Origin of the sequence: Aeromicrobium tamlense, from assembly GCF_013408555.1 — a bacterium.
Taxonomy (GTDB): Bacteria; Actinomycetota; Actinomycetes; order Propionibacteriales; family Nocardioidaceae; genus Aeromicrobium; species Aeromicrobium tamlense.
The window spans coordinates 2038091-2055320 of sequence record NZ_JACBZN010000001.1 but is presented as its reverse complement, the minus strand read 5'-3'; the positions used below and the strand labels follow the sequence as shown (position 1 = coordinate 2055320).

General features: G+C 69.5%; 21 protein-coding genes. 16 read left to right on the top strand and 5 right to left on the bottom strand.

The genetic code is table 11. The annotated features are described in order from the left end of the window. Nucleotides 1-55: 55 nt before the first annotated feature. The 11 genes from atpE (at nt 56) to BJ975_RS10150 (ending at nt 9405) form a co-directional block, all read left to right on the top strand. On the top strand, nt 56-241 hold the full coding sequence (gene atpE / locus BJ975_RS10195; RefSeq protein ID WP_179428207.1) for an ATP synthase F0 subunit C: 186 nt from the start codon (nt 56-58) through the stop codon (nt 239-241). Nucleotides 242-260: 19 nt separating this feature from the next. Continuing rightward, complete coding sequence (locus tag BJ975_RS10190; protein WP_179425541.1) at nt 261-803, top strand: F0F1 ATP synthase subunit B; 543 nt, start codon at nt 261-263, stop codon at nt 801-803. Continuing rightward, nucleotides 803-1606: a F0F1 ATP synthase subunit delta gene (locus BJ975_RS10185; RefSeq protein WP_179425539.1), complete on the top strand. Its 804-nt coding sequence runs from the start codon at nt 803-805 to the stop codon at nt 1604-1606. Before BJ975_RS10190 ends, BJ975_RS10185 begins: the two co-directional genes overlap by 1 nt. A gap of 39 nt (nt 1607-1645) precedes the next feature. Then, entirely contained in the window at nt 1646-3289 is a 1644-nt protein-coding gene (gene atpA, locus BJ975_RS10180; protein WP_179425537.1) for a F0F1 ATP synthase subunit alpha, read from the top strand. 2 nt (nt 3290-3291) lie between these two features. Next, entirely contained in the window at nt 3292-4221 is a 930-nt protein-coding gene (locus BJ975_RS10175; RefSeq protein ID WP_179425535.1) for a F0F1 ATP synthase subunit gamma, read from the top strand. A 10-nt stretch (nt 4222-4231) separates the two neighbouring features. After that, nucleotides 4232-5686: a F0F1 ATP synthase subunit beta gene (gene atpD, locus BJ975_RS10170; protein ID WP_179425533.1), complete on the top strand. Its 1455-nt coding sequence runs from the start codon at nt 4232-4234 to the stop codon at nt 5684-5686. 11 nt (nt 5687-5697) lie between these two features. Beyond that, the gene (locus tag BJ975_RS10165) at nt 5698-6072 is read left to right on the top strand and encodes a F0F1 ATP synthase subunit epsilon (RefSeq protein ID WP_179425531.1); all 375 of its coding nucleotides are present in this window, start codon (nt 5698-5700) and stop codon (nt 6070-6072) included. A 23-nt stretch (nt 6073-6095) separates the two neighbouring features. Next, nucleotides 6096-6542, top strand: coding sequence for a DUF2550 domain-containing protein (locus tag BJ975_RS10160; protein ID WP_179425529.1), 447 nt, complete (start codon nt 6096-6098; stop codon nt 6540-6542). 67 nt (nt 6543-6609) lie between these two features. Then, entirely contained in the window at nt 6610-6732 is a 123-nt protein-coding gene (locus BJ975_RS16970; protein WP_263280671.1) for a hypothetical protein, read from the top strand. 37 nt (nt 6733-6769) lie between these two features. Next, nucleotides 6770-7351 carry a cob(I)yrinic acid a,c-diamide adenosyltransferase gene (locus BJ975_RS10155; RefSeq protein WP_179425527.1) on the top strand — a complete coding sequence of 194 codons (582 nt, stop codon included), beginning with the start codon at nt 6770-6772 and terminating at the stop codon, nt 7349-7351. A gap of 68 nt (nt 7352-7419) precedes the next feature. Continuing rightward, nucleotides 7420-9405: a protein meaA gene (locus BJ975_RS10150; RefSeq protein ID WP_179425517.1), complete on the top strand. Its 1986-nt coding sequence runs from the start codon at nt 7420-7422 to the stop codon at nt 9403-9405. Between the two features lie 109 nt (nt 9406-9514). On the opposite strand, the gene BJ975_RS10145 is transcribed toward BJ975_RS10150, so the two are convergent. After that, nucleotides 9515-9715, bottom strand: coding sequence for a hypothetical protein (locus tag BJ975_RS10145; RefSeq protein WP_179425515.1), 201 nt, complete (start codon nt 9713-9715; stop codon nt 9515-9517). Nucleotides 9716-9767: 52 nt separating this feature from the next. On the opposite strand from BJ975_RS10145, the gene BJ975_RS10140 reads away from it, so the two are divergent. Both BJ975_RS10140 and BJ975_RS10135 read left to right on the top strand, forming a co-directional pair. Beyond that, complete coding sequence (locus BJ975_RS10140; protein ID WP_179425514.1) at nt 9768-10292, top strand: ferritin; 525 nt, start codon at nt 9768-9770, stop codon at nt 10290-10292. A gap of 4 nt (nt 10293-10296) precedes the next feature. Continuing rightward, nucleotides 10297-11235: an endonuclease/exonuclease/phosphatase family protein gene (locus tag BJ975_RS10135; protein WP_179425512.1), complete on the top strand. Its 939-nt coding sequence runs from the start codon at nt 10297-10299 to the stop codon at nt 11233-11235. Nucleotides 11236-11336: 101 nt separating this feature from the next. Here the strand turns inward: BJ975_RS10135 and nucS are convergent, their stop codons facing one another. Beyond that, the gene (gene nucS / locus BJ975_RS10130) at nt 11337-12014 is read right to left on the bottom strand and encodes an endonuclease NucS (RefSeq protein ID WP_179425510.1); all 678 of its coding nucleotides are present in this window, start codon (nt 12012-12014) and stop codon (nt 11337-11339) included. Beyond that, entirely contained in the window at nt 12011-12379 is a 369-nt protein-coding gene (locus BJ975_RS10125; RefSeq protein WP_179425508.1) for a hypothetical protein, read from the bottom strand. Before BJ975_RS10125 ends, nucS begins: the two co-directional genes overlap by 4 nt. Nucleotides 12380-12475: 96 nt before the next feature. Between BJ975_RS10125 and BJ975_RS10120 the strand changes: the two genes are divergently transcribed. Genes BJ975_RS10120 through BJ975_RS10110 form a run of 3 tightly spaced genes read left to right on the top strand, consistent with a single transcriptional unit; the run spans nt 12476 to nt 14815 of the window. Further along, entirely contained in the window at nt 12476-13666 is a 1191-nt protein-coding gene (locus BJ975_RS10120) for a 3-hydroxyacyl-CoA dehydrogenase NAD-binding domain-containing protein (RefSeq protein ID WP_179425506.1), read from the top strand. A gap of 50 nt (nt 13667-13716) precedes the next feature. Next, complete coding sequence (locus tag BJ975_RS10115) at nt 13717-13992, top strand: hypothetical protein (RefSeq protein WP_179425504.1); 276 nt, start codon at nt 13717-13719, stop codon at nt 13990-13992. Between the two features lie 46 nt (nt 13993-14038). Beyond that, nucleotides 14039-14815 carry an alpha/beta hydrolase gene (locus BJ975_RS10110; protein ID WP_179425502.1) on the top strand — a complete coding sequence of 259 codons (777 nt, stop codon included), beginning with the start codon at nt 14039-14041 and terminating at the stop codon, nt 14813-14815. Here the strand turns inward: BJ975_RS10110 and BJ975_RS10105 are convergent. Together BJ975_RS10105 and ccrA are read right to left on the bottom strand one after the other, a co-directional pair. After that, nucleotides 14796-15854 (bottom strand): heparan-alpha-glucosaminide N-acetyltransferase domain-containing protein, encoded by a 1059-nt coding sequence (locus BJ975_RS10105; protein WP_179425500.1) that lies wholly within the window; start codon nt 15852-15854, stop codon nt 14796-14798. The genes BJ975_RS10110 and BJ975_RS10105 overlap by 20 nt on opposite strands. A gap of 5 nt (nt 15855-15859) precedes the next feature. Continuing rightward, the gene (gene ccrA, locus BJ975_RS10100) at nt 15860-17197 is read right to left on the bottom strand and encodes a crotonyl-CoA carboxylase/reductase (RefSeq protein ID WP_179425498.1); all 1338 of its coding nucleotides are present in this window, start codon (nt 17195-17197) and stop codon (nt 15860-15862) included. Between the last annotated feature and the right edge of the window lie 33 nt (nt 17198-17230).

Here is a 17230-nt window from a genome sequence, read left to right as displayed (position 1 = left end):
GCGTCGTCAACGAAAGGAAAAATCCGTGGATCTCGAAACCCTCGGCTCCCTGAACATGATCGGCTACGGCCTGGCCGCCATCGGCCCGGGCGTCGGCATCGGTCTGATCTTCGCCGCCTACATCAACGGCGTCGCCCGTCAGCCCGAGGCCCAGAGCCGCCTCCAGACGATCGCGATCCTCGGCTTCGCTCTTGCCGAGGCCCTGGCCATCATCGGCATCGCGCTCGCCTTCGTCCTCTGACAACGTCAGGAACTGACTGATGTACTCCACGATTCTCGCCACGGCTGCCGAAGGCGAGGAACACAGCCCGCTGATGCCGATCCTCTCGGAGATCGTGCTGGCAGTGGTCGTCTTCGCGATCCTGTACTTCCTCATCCGGAAGTACGTCATTCCGAACTTCGAGCAGGCCTACGCCGAGCGCACGGCCGCCATCGAGGGCGGGATCGAGGAGGCGCAGTCGGCGCAGAAGGAAGCCCAGGCCGCGCTCGAGCAGTACACGGCGCAGCTGGCCGAGGCCCGGCACGAGGCCGCCGCCATCCGCGAGGAGGCGCGCGAGCAGGGCGCCCAGATCGTCGTCGAGATGCGCGAGCAGGCTCAGGCCGAGTCCGCGCGCATCGTCTCGGCGGCGCAGGCCCAGATCGCGGCCGAGCGCCAGCAGGCCATCGCGCAGCTGAAGTCCGAGGTCGGCGGCATGGCCACCGAGCTCGCGGGTCGCATCGTCGGTGAGTCCCTCGCCGACACCGATGCCCAGCGTCGCACGGTGCAGCGCTTCATCGACGAGCTCGAGGGGTCGGCGAACTGATGCGCGGATCGTCTGCCAAGTCGCTCGACGCGACCCTCGCCGCGGTCTCCGCGGTGCCGGGCGCGTCGGCGGCCCAGGTCGGCGCCGAGCTGTTCGGCATCGTCGAGGCCCTCGACTCCGCCGTCGCGGCGCGTCGGGTGCTGACCGATCCCTCGATCGAGGCCGACGGCAAGCGCACGCTCGCCGCCGGCATCTTCGACGGCAAGGTCAGCCAGGACGCCCTCGCGGTCCTGCAGGCCGCGGTCGGCGGTCGCTGGGCCGCGGGTCGTGACCTCACCGACGGCCTCGAGATCGCCGGAGTCGCGGCGTTCACCCGGGCCGCCGACGAGGCCGGCCGGGGCGACGAGCTCGAGAACGAGCTGTTCGAGGCCGGTCGCGTCATCCACCAGTCCGACGAGCTGCGTCAGGTCGTCTCCGACAAGACCGTTCCGGTCGCGGCGAAGACCACCCTGCTGCAGGACGTCTTCGGTGGAAAGGTCTCCGAGTCGACCCTGTCCCTCCTGGGCCAGGCCGCGGTCGGACGCTCCGGCTCCTTCGAGCGGGTCCTCGAGGCGTTCAGCCGTCAGGTCGCAGCGCGTGAGGACCGGCTCGTCGCCGTCGCCCGCGTGGCCTACGACCTCGACGACGCCGAGCGCCAGCGGCTCACCGACGCCCTCTCGCGTCGCTACGGCCGCGCGATCCAGCTCAACACCGTGGTCGATCCGTCCGTGATCGGCGGGATCGCCGTCTCCGTGGGCGACGAGGTCGTCGACGCCACCATGTCCACCCGCCTCGAGGCCGCCCGCCGGCGCATCGCAGGCTGACCAGAACGCATCGTTCGCACAAGAAGGCAGGCACACAGCATGACTGAACTCTCGATTCGTCCGGAGGAGATCCGCGACGCGTTGCAGAAGTTCGTGTCGGATTACACCCCGACGCAGGGCGAGGCCGAAGAAGTCGGCGTCGTCGCGTCCGCGGCCGACGGCATCGCGCAGGTGGAGGGTCTTCCCTCGGCGATGGCCAACGAACTGCTCGAGTTCGAGGACGGCACCCTCGGTCTGGCGTTGAACCTCGACGTCCGCGAGATCGGTGTGGTCATCCTCGGTGACTTCGAGGGCATCGAAGAAGGCCAGAAGGTCAAGCGCACCGGCGAGGTCCTCTCGGTCCCCGTCGGCGAGGGCTACCTCGGCCGCGTCGTCGACCCGCTCGGCACGCCCATCGACGGCCTCGGCGAGATCGCTGACCTCGAGGGACGTCGTGCCCTCGAGCTCCAGGCGCCGAACGTCATGCAGCGCAAGAGCGTCCACGAGCCCCTGATGACCGGCCTGAAGGCGATCGACTCGCTGACCCCGGTCGGCCGTGGCCAGCGCCAGCTGATCATCGGCGACCGTCAGACCGGCAAGACCGCCATCGCGATCGACACGATCATCAACCAGAAGGAGTTCTGGGAGTCGGGCGATCCGAGCAAGCAGGTCCGCTGCATCTACGTCGGCATCGGCCAGAAGGGCTCGACCATCGCCTCCGTGCGCGGCGCGCTCGAGGCTGCCGGCGCCCTGGAGTACACCACGATCGTCGCAGCCCCCGCGTCGGACTCGGCCGGCTTCAAGTACCTCGCCCCGTACACCGGCTCGGCCATCGGCCAGCACTGGATGTACCAGGGCAAGCACGTCCTGGTGATCTTCGACGACCTGTCGAAGCAGGCCGAGGCGTACCGCGCCGTGTCGCTGCTGCTGCGCCGCCCGCCGGGCCGCGAGGCCTACCCGGGCGACGTCTTCTACCTGCACTCGCGGCTGCTCGAGCGTTGCGCCAAGCTCAGCGACGACCTGGGCGCGGGCTCGATGACCGGTCTGCCGATCATCGAGACGAAGGCCAACGACGTGTCGGCGTACATCCCGACCAACGTCATCTCGATCACCGACGGCCAGATCTTCCTGCAGTCGGACCTGTTCAACGCCAACCAGCGTCCCGCCGTGGACGTCGGCATCTCGGTCTCCCGCGTGGGCGGCTCGGCGATGACCAAGGCGATGAAGGCCGTCACCGGCTCGCTGAAGGTCGAGCTGGCCCAGTACCGCGCCATGGAGGCGTTCGCGATGTTCGCGTCCGACCTCGATGCCGCGTCGAAGGCCCAGCTCGCCCGTGGACAGCGCCTCATGGAGCTGTTCAAGCAGGCGCAGTACAACCCGTTCCCGATGGAGCAGCAGGTCGTCTCGATCTGGGCCGCCACCACGGGCAAGCTCGACGCCGTGCCCGTCAACGACGTGCACCGCTTCGAGGCCGAGTTCCTCGACTACGTCAAGCGCTCGCACTCCGGTGTCCTCGACGCGATCCGCGAGAGCGGCAAGTTCGAGGATTCGAGCGCCCAGACGCTCGACGGCGCGTACGACTCCTTCCTCGACCAGTTCGAGACCAGCGACGGTGGATCGATCAAGGCCGGCCACGAGGAGTTCGACGCACTCGCCGACGAGGACGTCGAGCAGGAGCAGATCGTCCGACAGAAGCGAGGCTGACGATGGCTGTCTCACTCCGCGAGTACCGCGCGAAGATCAGGTCGACGCAGTCGACCAAGAAGATCACGCGTGCGATGGAGTTGATCGCCGCGTCGCGGATCATCAAGGCCCAGCAGCACGCGGCCGCGGCCGCACCGTACGCGCGAGAGCTCACGCGTGCGGTGTCGGCCCTGGCCACGTACTCCAACGTCGACCACGTGCTGACGACGGAGAACCCGGACGCGAAGCGGGCCGCCATCCTCGTGGTCGCCAGCGACCGCGGTCTGGCGGGCGCCTACGCGTCCAGCGTGCTGAAGGAGACCGAGCAGCTCGCCGAGCGCCTGCGCGCGGAGGGCAAGGAGGTCACGTACTTCCTGGCCGGCCGCAAGGCGGAGTCGTACTTCAACTTCCGCCAGCGTGAGTTCGAGAAGTCGTGGACCGGCTTCTCGGACAAGCCCACGTACGACGACGCGCGCGCGATCGGCGACGAGCTGATCGCTCGCGGCGCGGAGCACGAGACGGCCGAGGAGGCCATCGACCCGGCCCAGGCCGTCGACGAGCTCTTCGTGGTCTACACGCGCTTCAAGTCGATGCTGGTGCAGGAGCCGACGGCGATCCGTCTGTTCCCGCTCGAGATCGTCGAGGGGGAGGAGGCCCCGGAGGACTCCGAGGTCCTGCCCCTCTACGAGTTCGAGCCGAGCGCCGCCGAGGTGCTCGAGGCCGTGCTGCCGAAGTACCTCTACAGCCGCATCTACTCCTGCCTGCTGCAGGCGGCGGCCTCCGAGCTCGCCGCGCGCCAGAAGGCCATGAAGTCCGCGACCGACAACGCGCAGGACCTGATCGAGAAGTACACCCGACTGGCGAACCAGGCTCGCCAGGCCGGCATCACCCAAGAAATCAGCGAGATCGTGGGTGGCGCGAACGCGCTCGCCGAGGCCTCCCAGTCCGATTGAGGAAGACACCATGACTGCAACCGTCGAAGAGACCACCACCGACTCGGCCGCCGTGACCGGCCGCGTCGCCCGGGTCATCGGCCCGGTGCTCGACATCGAGTTCCCGGCCGACCAGATGCCGGAGATCTACAACGCCCTGCTGGTCGACACCGAGGTCGCCGGCACCAAGGAGACGCTGACCCTCGAGGTCGCGCAGCACATCGGCGACGGCATGGTCCGCGCGATCAGCCTGCGTCCCACCGACGGCGTCGTCCGCGGCACCCCCGTCACCGACACCCGCGAGCCGATCTCGGTTCCCGTCGGCGACCAGACCCTCGGCAAGGTCTTCAACACCACCGGACAGGTCATGAACCTGGCCGAGGGTGAGACCTGGGAGGTCAACGAGCGCTGGGGCATCCACCGCAAGGCTCCGGCCTTCGACCAGCTCGAGTCCAAGACCGAGATGTTCCAGACCGGCATCAAGGTCATCGACCTGCTGACGCCGTACGTGCTGGGCGGCAAGATCGGCCTGTTCGGTGGTGCCGGCGTCGGCAAGACCGTGCTGATCCAGGAGATGATCGCCCGCGTCGCCAAGGACCACGACGGCGTGTCGGTGTTCGCCGGCGTCGGCGAGCGCACCCGTGAGGGCAACGACCTCATCGTCGAGATGGAGGAGTCGGGCGTCCTCGACAAGGTGGCGCTGGTCTTCGGCCAGATGGACGAGCCGCCGGGAGCGCGTCTGCGCGTCGCCCTGTCGGCCCTGACGATGGCCGAGTACTTCCGCGACGTCCAGAACCAGGACGTGCTGCTGTTCATCGACAACATCTTCCGGTTCACCCAGGCCGGCTCCGAGGTCTCGACCCTGCTGGGTCGCGTCCCCTCGGCCGTGGGCTACCAGCCCACGCTGGCCGACGAGATGGGCGTGCTGCAGGAGCGGATCACCTCGACGCGTGGTCACTCGATCACCTCGATGCAGGCGATCTACGTGCCGGCCGACGACTACACCGACCCGGCCCCGGCCACGACGTTCGCCCACCTGGACGCCACGACCGAGCTGAGCCGTGAGATCGCGTCGCTGGGCATCTACCCGGCCGTGGACCCGCTGACCTCGACCTCGCGCATCCTGGACCCCCGCTACATCGCGGCGGACCACTACGCGACGGCCAACCGGGTCAAGGGCATCCTGCAGCGCAACCAGGAGCTCCAGGACATCATCGCGATCCTCGGTGTCGACGAGCTCAGCGAGGAGGACAAGACGATCGTCTCGCGCGCTCGTCGCATCCAGCGCTTCCTCTCGCAGAACACCTACGTGGCCAAGCAGTTCACCGGCATCGAGGGCTCGACCGTCCCGCTCGACGAGACGATCGACGCCTTCACCAAGATCTGTGACGGCGAGTACGACCACGTGGCCGAGCAGGCGTTCTTCATGTGCGGCGGTCTGGACGACGTCGACAAGAAGTGGGCCGAGATCCAGAAGAACCTCTGAGGTCCGCTGACATGACACTGCAGATCGAGCTCGTCGCCGCCGACCGCGTCGTGTGGTCGGGCGAGGCCCGTGAGGTCATCGCCCGTACCGCCGAGGGCGACATCGGCGTGCTCACCGGCCACGCGCCGCTGCTGTCCCTGCTGGTGCCCGGCGTCGTCGAGATCCACCCCGTGGAGGGCGGCGAGGTCCTGCGCGCCGCCGTCAGCGAGGGGTTCATCTCCGTGGCGGCCGACCGCGTGTCGATCCTGTCCGAGGACACGTTCCTCGCCGACGAGGTCGACGAGGCGGCCACCACCGCTGACCTGGAGAAGGCTCGCTCGTCCGACGACGAGCTGGCCGTCCGCCGCGCCGAGGCGAAGCTCCGCCTCATCGGCAAGGCGTCCTGATGGTGATCGCGAGGGGTTGATCGATGCCGCTGTGGTTGTGGCTGGTCGACTCCCTCGCGATCATCGTCGTGCTGGGCCTGCTCTTCCTCGTCGGGCTCATCGCACGTCGTCGGTGGATCGCCCGGCAGGGCGTGACCTTCGAGCTGAGCGTGAATCGTGGCGCCGAGCACTCCGCCTCCGGCTGGGTGCTCGGCGTCGCGGTCTATCGTGACGACGCCATCGACTGGTATCGCACCTTCTCCTTCTCCCCGCGCCCGCGCCACCGGTTCGAGCGCGGCGGCGTCCTCATCGAGGGGCGCCGCGACCCCGAGGGCGCCGAGGCGTACGCCCTGCACGACGGCCACATCGTCGTGCGCACCGAGAACGCTGCCGGCATCGAGCAGTTCGCGCTGAGCCCGAACTCGCTAACCGGGTTGCTGTCGTGGCTGGAGTCATCGCCGCCCGGACGTGGCGTGAACAACGTCCTGTGATCTTCGATACGAGGCAACTCCGCCATTTCGGTTGCTCGTGACCTCGCCACCCTTCACACTTGTGATCATGAAGAAGATCATCGCTGCAGCGCTCCTCGCCCTCGCCGTCGCCGCGGGCACCGTCGCCTCGCCCGCCCAGGCGGACGACTCCTCGGCGCCCATCAAGATCAACCGCATCGACTGGATGTGATGCGAGGTCCTCTGACCTCAACCTCTAGGGTGAACGCATGGTTCACCTGACGAGGATCTACACCAGGACCGGAGACGACGGGACCACCAATCTCGTCGACTTCTCGCGCACGTCGAAGAACGACGTGCGCTTGGTCGTCTACGCCGACGTCGACGAGGCGAACAGCCAGATCGGCGTGGCACTGGCCACCGGCGAGCTGGACGCCGACGTCACCGCCGTGCTGACGCACATCCAGAACGACCTGTTCGACCTCGGGTCCGACGTCGGAAACCCGATCGTCGATGAGCCCGAGTACCCGCCGCTGCGGGTGGAGCCCGACTACGTGGAGCGCCTCGAGCAGTGGTGCGACCGCTTCAACGAGGCGACGCCGAAGCTCGACTCGTTCATCCTCCCCGGCGGCACGATGGCCGCCGCGCAGCTGCACGTGGCCCGCACCGTCACCCGCCGTGCCGAGCGCGCAGCCTGGCGTGCCATCGAGGAGCACGGCGACACGGTCAACCCGCTCGTCGCGAAGTACCTCAACCGCCTCAGCGACCTGCTGTTCATCCTCGGTCGCTACGCGAACCGTGAGCGCGGCGACGTGCTCTGGGTTCCCGGCGGCGACCGCACCGGCGCCTGATCGCAACCGAGCGTGACGGCGGGGTGGACCCGCCGTCGAGCGCCGCAGGGCAGCGGTACCCTTGCCGCATGTCAGTGCAGCCTGATCGCCCGTGGGTGATGCGAACCTACGCCGGCCACAGCTCCGCAGCCGAGTCCAACGCCCTCTACCGGCGCAACCTGGCGAAGGGTCAGACCGGCCTCTCGGTCGCCTTCGACCTGCCGACGCAGACGGGCTACGACCCCGACCACGTGCTGTCGCGTGGTGAGGTCGGCAAGGTCGGCGTGCCGATCCCGCACCTGGGCGCCATGCGCCGCCTCTTCGAGGACATCCCGCTGTCGGAGATGAACACCTCGATGACCATCAACGCGACGGCCATGTGGCTGCTGGCGATGTACCAGGTGGCCGCCGAGGAGCAGGGCGTCGATCCCTCGGCCCTCGCCGGCACGACCCAGAACGACATCATCAAGGAGTACCTCTCCCGGGGCACCTACGTGTTCCCGCCCGAGGCCTCGCTGCGGCTGACCACCGACATGATCGCGTACACCGTCGCGAACATCCCGAAGTGGAACCCGCTCAACATCTGCAGCTACCACCTGCAGGAGGCGGGCGCGACGCCCGTGCAGGAGCTCGCCTTCGCGATGAGCACGGCCATCGCCGTCCTCGACGCGGTCAAGGACTCCGGCCAGGTGCCCGACGACCAGTTCGAGCAGGTCGTGGGTCGCATCTCCTTCTTCGTGAACGCCGGCGTGCGCTTCGTCGAGGAGATGTGCAAGATGCGCGCCTTCGGCCGTCTGTGGGAGGAGATCACCCGCGACCGCTACGGCGTCAAGGACCCGAAGATGCGTCGCTTCCGCTACGGCGTGCAGGTCAACTCGCTCGGCCTCACCGAGGCGCAGCCCGAGAACAACGTCCAGCGCATCGTGCTGGAGATGCTGGGCGTCACGCTCAGCAAGAACGCCCGCGCCCGCGCGGTGCAGCTGCCCGCCTGGAACGAGGCACTCGGCCTGCCGCGTCCGTGGGACCAGCAGTGGTCGCTGCGGCTCCAGCAGGTGCTGGCCTACGAGTCCGACCTGCTCGAGTACGGCGACATCTTCGACGGCTCGCACGTCATCGAGGCGAAGGTCGACGAGCTCGTCGAGGGCGCGAAGGCCGAGATGGACCGTGTCCAGGCGATGGGCGGCGCCGTTGCCGCGGTCGTCTCGGGCTACATGAAGCAGGAGCTGGTCACGTCGCACGCCGAGCGTCGCGCGCGCATCGAGTCCGGCGAGATGAAGGTCGTGGGACTCAACAGCTTCGTCGAGACCGAGCCGTCGCCGCTGACCGCCGACCTCGACACCGCGATCATGGTCGCCGACCCGCAGGCCGAGGCCAACGCGATCGCCGACGTGCAGCAGTGGCGCAGCCAGCGCGACCAGGCCGCCGTCGACGCTGCGCTCGAGGTCGTCCAGCAGCAGGCCAAGACCGACCAGAACCTCATGGCCGCCACCCTCGACGCCGTGCGCGCTGGCGCCACGGTGGGCGAGTGGTCCGCGGCGCTGCGCGAGGTCTTCGGCGAGTACCGGGCGCCCACGGGCGTGGCAGGGGTGAGTGGCGTGGCCGAGGCAGGATCCGAGCTGACCGCCGTGCGCGAGAAGGTGCGCCAGACCGGTGAGGAGCTGGGAGGCCGCCTGCGCTTCCTCGTCGGCAAGCCCGGCCTCGACGGGCACTCCAACGGCGCCGAGCAGGTGGCCGTGCGGGCGCGCGACGCCGGCTTCGAGGTCATCTACCAGGGCATCCGCCTGACGCCCGAGCAGATCGTGGCCGCCGCCGTGGCCGAGGACGTCCACGTGGTCGGCCTGTCGATCCTGTCCGGCTCGCACATGGAGCTGGTGCCCGACGTGCAGAAGGGCCTGGCCGACGCCGGCCTGACGAACGTGCCGATCATCGTCGGCGGCATCATCCCCGACTCCGACGGCCGCAAGCTCGAGGCGGCCGGCATCGCCGCGGTGTTCACGCCGAAGGACTTCGGCATGACCGACATCATGGGCCGCGTCGTCGACGAGATCCGCAAGGCCAACGACCTCCCCGTCTGATTCTGGGAATGGTCCGCGCGAGGGACAGGTGGGCGAAGGCTCGCCTGTCCTTCGTGGCGTCGGCGCGCGCCGACCAATAGGCTCGCCGTGATCGAAGCGGTCGAAGTGATCAGGCGGCCAGCGGCTTGGCCTTGGTCTTGGAGGACTTCGAGGACTTCTTGTCCTTCTTCTTGTCCTTCTTGACCTTGACCAGCTTGCGCTTCTTGACGGTGTAGCCGTCGGGGAGCGTGCCGTCGGCCATCATGCGGATCGGGCAGCGCTTGCAGCGCGGCTTGCTCACGCAGCACTTCTTCTTCGGCGGCTTCGGCACGACAACCACGGTACATCGCGAGGTGAGGCTGTCCTCGCCGAAGGAGGAGCACATGGCGTCCCAGCAGTTCGTGAAGGCCCTGCAGGAGCAGATCGGCCACGAGTTCAGCGCACACCAGCAGTACGTGGGGATCGCGACGTACTACGACGCGCTCACGATGCCGCAGATGGCCGCCCTGTTCTACGCCCAGGCGCTCGAGGAGCGCGACCACGCCATGATGATGGTGCAGTATCTGCTCGACCAGGACCAGCAGGTCGTCATCCCGGGCCTGCCCGCCCCGCGCATGGACTTCGCCGACGTGGTCGAGCCCGTCCAGGTCGCGCTCGACCAGGAGAAGCGCGTCACCGCGCAGATCAACGAGCTCACGCGACTCGCCCGCGAGGACAACGACTTCGCCTCCGACCAGTTCATGCAGTGGTTCATCAAGGAGCAGGTCGAGGAGGTCGCCAAGATGAGCGACCTGCTCGCGGTGGTCACGCGCTCGAAGGACGACTACGAGCGCATCGAGGACTGGATCGCGCGCGAGGAGACCGGCGAGGACTCCGACCCCACCGCTCCGCCGATCGCGGGCGCCTGACGCCGTGAGGGTCGTCCGGGCGCTGTTGACGCTCGTCGCCGTGGTGCTGCTGGCACTGGCGGCGACGCCGTGGCTGGACCGTGTGGAGCCGTCGTGGCTGCCCGCGGTCCAGGCGCTCGGGCGGCTCTGGATCGTGCTGGCCGTCGCGGGCATCGTCCTGAGCGTGCTCGCGCGGGCCTGGCTCGCGTGCGGCGCCAACGCCGTCGTGATCGCGGTGGCGCTCGTGACGATCCTCAACGTCAGCAACCGTCCGGACTGCGACGCGGGCCAGGCGCGGCTGTCGGTGATGACCCTCAACGCGTACTACGCCGAGGCCGACGTCGACGAGATCGTGGCGGCCGTGAAGAGCCACGACGTCGACGTGCTGATCCTCAACGAGGTCACCGAGCCGATGATCGCGGCGATCTCCGCCACCGAGGACGGCAAGCGCTTCACGCACCGCAGCGGCCAGACGCCCGAGGCGCGCGACACCGACGGCTCGGTGATCCTCTCGCGGTACCCGGCCACGCGCGTCGACGTGCCGGCCGGCGAGGCCGCCACCTTCCAGCAGCCGGCGATGTCCGTCGACGTCGACGGCACGGCCGTGCTGGTGCGCGCCGTGCACCCGATGCCGCCGGTGAGCCAGTGGCTCGAGGACTGGCGTGGCGGCCTGCTGGAGCTGGGGCAGTGGCAGCGCGCCAACCGCGGCCGCCCGCTCGTGATGGCGGGCGACTTCAACGCGTCCTCGGCGCACGCCGCCTTCCGCGACGCGAAGCGCGGCATGTATGACACCGCGGGGCTGTGGCCCACCGCCACGTGGCCGATGGACCGCCTCTACCCGCCGTTCGCCGACATCGACCACGTGCTCGTGCGCGGCCTCAGCGTGCAGGACTCGGGCACCGAGGACATCTCCGGCGCCGACCACCGCGCCGTCTGGGCCGACCTGCGCGTCTGCTCCCGCTGACCCGCGGCTCCGCCGCGCGAGATGTGTAGCGGCAGCCACCGTTTTCCGGCCAGGTCGGCCGGGAAAGGGTGGATACCGCTACAGATCTGGCTGACCGGAGGTCAGAAGAGGCGCAGGCTCGGGTCGTCGAGGCCGCGGAGGTCGTCGTAGTCGACGACGACGCAGTCGATGCCGCGGTCCTTGGCGAGGGTGCGCGCCTGGGGCTTGATCTCCTGGGCGGCGAAGATGCCGCGCACGGGACGCAGCTTCGGGTCGCGGTTCATCAGCTCGAGGTAGCGCGTGAGCTGCTCGACGCCGTCGATCTCGCCCCGGCGCTTGATCTCCACGGCGACCGAGCCGCCGGCCGCGTCGCGGCACAGCAGGTCGACCGGGCCGATGGCGGTCATGTATTCGCGCCGCACGAGGGACATGCCGTCCTCGAGGGCCGAGGTGTGCTCCGCGAGCAGCTCCTGCAGGTGCTTCTCCACGCCGTCCTTCTGCAGGCCGGGGTCGACCCCCAGCTCGTGCTCGGAGTCGTGGATGACCTCCTCGAGCCGGATGCGCAGCGTGTCGTCGGTCTTCTTGGCCGTGACGGTCCACTCGACGACGCCGTCCTCGGCGACGCCCTCGCGCAGCGTGCACGGAGGGCTCATCCAGTTGAGCGGCTTGTAGGACCCGCCGTCGGCGTGCACGAGCACGGAGCCGTCGGACTTCACCATGATGACCCGCAGCGCGAGCGGCAGGTGCGCGGTCAGCCGGCCGGCGTAGTCGACCTGGCAGCGGGCGACGACGATCCTCACAGGCGCTCGAGCATCCCGAGCTTGAAGTTGATGGTCTCGCCGGAGAGCTCGCCCTCGGTGGTCTCGCCGTCGTCCCCGTCGAGGTAGACGATGCCGTCCTCGACGCGGTACGCACCGCGGCGGAAGTCCACGTTGCCCTCGAAGTCCTCGGTGAACGAGCCGTCGGCCGCGAAGTGCACGGTCCAGTCCGCCTCGTCGGCGCGCCACGAGCCCACGAGCGCGGCGCGGGGATCGTCCGTGGCGACGGTGGCGCTGGGCGTCTGCGAGGTCGGGTCGGACGGCGTCGCGGGCTCGTCCTTCGCGCACCCGGCGAAACCGGCCAGCAGGACGGTCGCGAGGGCGGTGGCGGCGAGACGTGAGGACATGGGACTCCCATCGAGACAGAGGTGCTGTCACGCTACCCTTTCACGAACGCTCGGCGGGAAGCAGTACCGGCGGGCCAAGCCTCGAAGGAGATTCTGATGGCAGAGATCGTCGATCGCATCACCGCCGACGACGAGGGCGGACGCATCGCGCGCACGCTGCTCTACCCGTACCTCAACCACGCGGCCACGATGTACGGCGACGGTTACGCGACCGCGGCCGACATCGATGCGGGCATGCGCTTCGGCTGCGGCTACCCGATCGGCCCGCTGGCGCTGATCGACGCGCTCGGCGCGAAGACGGTCGTCGACGGCCTGGCCGAGCAGTTCGCCCAGACCGGCGACCCGCTGCACCGCCCGGCCCCCGCGCTGGTCGAGATCGCCGACTCCGGCTCCTCCTTCTCCGGCGAGGGCGCCGACGGCACCCCCGTCCCCGAGGTCAAGCGCCCCGTCGCCACGGTCGGCGTCGTCGGCACCGGCACCATGGCGTCGGGCATCGCCCAGGTCTTCGCCCAGGCCGGCTACGACGTCGTCTACGTCGGTCGCTCGCAGGAGAAGCTGGACGGCGTCGTCGCGTACGTCACCAAGAACCTCGACCGCGCCGTCGCGCGCGGCAAGCTCGACGAGGCCGGCAAGGACGCCGTGCTCGCCCGCCTCACCGGCGCCACCGAGCGCGAGGCCCTGGCCGACGTCGACCTCGTCGTCGAGGCCATCGCCGAGGACCTCGACATCAAGCTCGAGCTGTTCCGCGACCTCGACCGCATCTGCAAGCCCGGTGCGATCCTGGCGACCACCACGTCGTCGCTGTCGATCCGCGCCTGCGCCGACGCCACGAGCCGTCCGGCCGACGTCATCGGCATGCACTTCTTCAACCCCGCCCCGGTCATGAAGCTGGTCGAGGTCGTCACCACCGAGGTCACCGACCCCGACGTCGACGAGACCGTGCGCGCCCTGTGCCTGGCCACCGCCAAGCACCCGGTCTCGTGCGGTGACCGCGCCGGCTTCATCGTCAACGCGCTGCTGTTCCCCTACCTCAACGACGCGATCCGTCTGCAGGAGTCCGGCGCCGCCTCGATGGAGCAGATCGACGCCGCGATGAAGGAGACCAAGCTGCCGATGGGCCCGTTCGAGCTGCTCGACGTGGTCGGCAACGACGTCTCGCTGGCGATCCAGCAGACCCTCGTCGAGACGTTCGGCCACGAGGGCTGGCAGCCGGCCCCGTCGCTGGAGAAGGTCGTCGCCGAGGGCCGCCTGGGCCGCAAGACCAAGGCTGGCTTCCACACCTACTGAGCCGCACCGCACGCCCCTCGCACATGGCCCCGATCGGTACGATCGGGGCCATGTCGCGTCGCAAGGCAGCCGCCGCCCGTGCCGCCCGGCGCGAGCCTCCCGCGCGGCCCGAGGAGCTGGTCCGTCGGCGCTCCGGCGACTTCTGGCAGCGGTTCATCACCGGCACCACCTCGTCGTACCCCTACCGGTGCCCCGGCTGCGACCAGCTGATCCCGCCGGCGACCCCGCACTTCGTCGTGTGGCCCGACGTCCCGAGCCTGCTGGAGACCGACGGCATCAACGAGCGCCGGCACTGGCACCAGCACTGCTGGCAGCGCCAGTCCTGATCCCGCCCGGCGCGAGGCGTCGTGCCTCCTCGGGCAGGATGGACGTGTGAAGATCACGGGATCGTCGGTGCTGCCCGCCCGGCGCGAGGACATCGAGCTCACGACCGCCGACGGACTGACCCTGGTGGGCGAGCTGGCGCTGCCGCAGGACCGCGACCCGGTCGCGACGATGATCTGCCTGCACCCGCTGCCCACGCACGGCGGCATGATGGACAGCCACGTCTTCCGCAAGGCCTCCTACCGCCTGCCCGCACTCGCCGACATCGCCGTCCTGCGGTTCAACACCCGCGGCACCGAGAGCGTGCGCGGCCGCAGCGAGGGCGAGTTCGACCGGGCGCAGGGGGAGCGGTTCGACGTGGCCGCCGCGATCGAGTACGCCGAGTTCTCCGAGCTGCCGAACGTGTGGATCGTGGGCTGGTCCTTCGGCACCGACCTGACCCTCATGTACGGGCTGGAGCCCGACGTCGCCGGGGCGATCCTGCTGTCGCCGCCGTTGCGCTTCAGCGCGCCCGAGCACCTGGCGGCCTGGGCCGCCGACGGCCGGCCGCTGATCGCCCTCGTGCCCGAGTTCGACGACTACCTCCAGCCCGCCGAGGCGCGGGAGCGGTTCGCCGCGGTGCCGCAGGCCGAGGTGATCGCGGTCGACGGCGCCAAGCACCTGTGGGTGGGGGACACCGAGCGCGTGCTGGACGAGATCGTCGCTCGCCTCAACCCGCAGGCCGACCTGCCCCTGCCGGGGGAGTGGGACGGCCCGATGGAGCGCGCCGACTCGTCGGCCTACGCCGACCGCACCACCGCGGTGTTCAAGGACCAGCCGCGCTGACGCCGTGCCGCGGCCCGAGGGTGGCCTGCACGATCCGGTGCAGCGCCCACTCGAGCGGACCGCGGGAGAACCGCAGGAACCACAGGCTCGCCAGCACGAGCGCGACGACCAGCGTCCACCCCGCCAGGGCGCCCGATCCTGCCTCGAGCACCGGATCGGTCTCGATCGCGATCCAGTAGGCCACGATGTGCCCGACGTAGAGCGTCAGCGCCATCCTGCCGGCGGACTCCAGCGGGTACAGCAGCCCGTTCAGCTGGGGCGTGAGCGCGAGGAGCAGGGCCAGGACGGCCACGCTGATCGCCAGCACCGAGGCGGCCTCGATCGGGTTCTGCGAGCGGTGGTCGGACCTCAGCAGGTTCAGCACCAGGCCGTCGCGCGCACCCGGCTCGCTCATCAGGCGCTGGAGGACGTCGAGCATGAGCTGGTGCAGGATGATCCCCACGCCGAGCCCGACGGCGGCGATCGCATACAGCGTGGTGTCGGAGGGCTGCAGGCGCCCCAGCGCGAGGCCCACGAGCAGGAACCCGGTCCACTGGATCGCGGGGTAGGGCATCGCGACGAAGAGGTCGCCCACGGGACTCTCCGCCAGCTCGGGCACCCGTTCGACGAGCCACGCGATGATGACCGGCCCGCCCACGGCGAGCACGGTGCCGGCGCCCAGCAGCACGGGGACCGGCGCCCGCAGGAAGGGCAGCGCCACGACGAAGTACACGGCGTACGAGGCCAGGATGACCGCCACGGGCGTGCCGAGGGCGGTCAGGGCGGCGCCGAGCGCGGCCAGCACGGCCGCGCGCACGAAGATCGCCAGCCGGTCGTCGGCCATCCGCTCGCCCTCGTGGGGACGCGTGCCGCCGGTGGTCAGCGCGAGCGCGAACCCGGCCACCACGACGAACAGCACGGCAGCGCGCCCGTCGCCCACATGGCGCCAGGACGCAGCGACACCCGGATCGAAGTCGATCCGGGTGTCGAGGTGGGCGACCACCATGCCGACGAGCGCGAGTCCGCGGGCGGCATCCAGCCCGCGGACTCGCGACCTCATCGGGATCAGATGCCGCGGAAGCGGTTGATCTCGTCGATGTACTTGGCGCGCTTGGCCTCGTCCGTCACGCCCAGGCCCTCCTCGGGCGCCAGCGTCAGGACGCCGACCTTGCCCTGGTGCTTGTTGTGATGGACGTCGAGCGCCGCCTGGCCGGTGTCCTCGAGCTTGTAGACCTTGGACACGGTCGGGTGGATGAGGCCCTTGTCGATGAGGCGGTTGGCCTCGAAGGCCTCGCGGTAGTTCGCGAAGTGCGAGCTCTTGATGTTCTTGAGGTTCATCCACAGGTAGCGGTTGTCGTACTGGTGCATGTAGCCCGAGGTCGACGCGCAGGTGATGATCGTTCCGCCCTTGCGGGTGACGTAGACGCTGGCGCCGAAGGTCTCGCGACCCGGGTGCTCGAACACGATGTCCGGGTCCTCGCCGCCGGTGAGCTCGCGGATCTTCTTGCCGAAGCGCTGCCACTCCTTCGGGTCCTGGTTGTGCTCGTCCTTCCAGAACTTGTAGCCCTCGGCCGAGCGGTCGATGATGTGCTCGGCGCCGAGGGAGCGCACGATCTCGGCCTTGTCGGGGCTGGACACGACGCACACGGGGATGGCGCCGCCGTTCAGGGCCATCTGCGTGGCGTAGGAGCCCAGGCCACCCGAGGCGCCCCAGATCAGGACGACGTCGCCCTGCTTCATGTTGGCGCCGTTCTTGCTGACCAGCTGGCGGTAGGCGGTGGAGTTCACCAGGCCCGGCGAGGCGGCCTCCTCCCACGACAGGTGGGCGGGCTTGGGCATCAGCTGGTTGGACTTGACGATCGCCAGCTCGGCGAGGCCGCCGAAGTTGGTCTCGAAGCCCCAGATCCGCTGCTGCGGGTCCATCATCGTGTCGTCGTGGCCGTCGGGGCTCTCGAGCTCGACCGACAGGCAGTGCGCGACGACCTCCTGGCCGGGCTTCCAGGCGTTGACGCCCGGGCCCGTGCGCAGCACGACGCCGGCGAGGTCGGAGCCGACCACGTGGTACGGCAGGTCGTGGCGCTTCGTGTACTCCGAGAGGCGGCCGTAGCGCTCGAGGAAGCCGAACGTCGAGACGGGCTCGAAGATCGAGGTCCACACCGTGTTGTAGTTGATCGCGCTGGCCATCACGGCGACGAGGGCCTCGCCCGGAGCCAGCTCGGGCAGGGGGACGTCGTCGAGGTGCAGGCTCTTGCGGGGATCCTTGTCCCGGGTGGCCACGCCCTCGAACATGTTCTGCTCGTCCTTGTGGACGGTGATGCCCCGGTAGGTCTCGGGGAGCTCGAGGTTCTGGTACGTCTCTGCGGTGCGGTCGCCGGACATGATGGCGTCGAGGATGTGCTGCACTGAGGGTCCTTCGCGTCGGTGGTGCAGGGGGTC

Excerpts from the sequence above, each read along its gene's own strand:
- BJ975_RS10105 (WP_179425500.1), bottom strand. The coding sequence starts at position 15,854 with ATGAGGTCGCGAGTCCGCGGGCTGGATGCCGCCCGCGGACTCGCGCTC.
- BJ975_RS10155 (WP_179425527.1), top strand. The coding sequence starts at position 6,770 with ATGGTTCACCTGACGAGGATCTACACCAGGACCGGAGACGACGGGACC.
- BJ975_RS10190 (WP_179425541.1), top strand. The coding sequence starts at position 261 with ATGTACTCCACGATTCTCGCCACGGCTGCCGAAGGCGAGGAACACAGC.
- BJ975_RS10140 (WP_179425514.1), top strand. The coding sequence starts at position 9,768 with ATGGCGTCCCAGCAGTTCGTGAAGGCCCTGCAGGAGCAGATCGGCCAC.
- BJ975_RS10115 (WP_179425504.1), top strand. The coding sequence starts at position 13,717 with ATGTCGCGTCGCAAGGCAGCCGCCGCCCGTGCCGCCCGGCGCGAGCCT.
- BJ975_RS10175 (WP_179425535.1), top strand. The coding sequence starts at position 3,292 with ATGGCTGTCTCACTCCGCGAGTACCGCGCGAAGATCAGGTCGACGCAG.
- BJ975_RS10120 (WP_179425506.1), top strand. The coding sequence starts at position 12,476 with ATGGCAGAGATCGTCGATCGCATCACCGCCGACGACGAGGGCGGACGC.
- BJ975_RS10185 (WP_179425539.1), top strand. The coding sequence starts at position 803 with ATGCGCGGATCGTCTGCCAAGTCGCTCGACGCGACCCTCGCCGCGGTC.
- BJ975_RS10165 (WP_179425531.1), top strand. The coding sequence starts at position 5,698 with ATGACACTGCAGATCGAGCTCGTCGCCGCCGACCGCGTCGTGTGGTCG.
- BJ975_RS16970 (WP_263280671.1), top strand. The coding sequence starts at position 6,610 with ATGAAGAAGATCATCGCTGCAGCGCTCCTCGCCCTCGCCGTCGCCGCG.
- atpA (WP_179425537.1), top strand. The coding sequence starts at position 1,646 with ATGACTGAACTCTCGATTCGTCCGGAGGAGATCCGCGACGCGTTGCAG.
- atpE (WP_179428207.1), top strand. The coding sequence starts at position 56 with ATGATCGGCTACGGCCTGGCCGCCATCGGCCCGGGCGTCGGCATCGGT.
- BJ975_RS10150 (WP_179425517.1), top strand. The coding sequence starts at position 7,420 with ATGTCAGTGCAGCCTGATCGCCCGTGGGTGATGCGAACCTACGCCGGC.
- atpD (WP_179425533.1), top strand. The coding sequence starts at position 4,232 with ATGACTGCAACCGTCGAAGAGACCACCACCGACTCGGCCGCCGTGACC.
- BJ975_RS10160 (WP_179425529.1), top strand. The coding sequence starts at position 6,096 with ATGCCGCTGTGGTTGTGGCTGGTCGACTCCCTCGCGATCATCGTCGTG.
- BJ975_RS10125 (WP_179425508.1), bottom strand. The coding sequence starts at position 12,379 with ATGTCCTCACGTCTCGCCGCCACCGCCCTCGCGACCGTCCTGCTGGCC.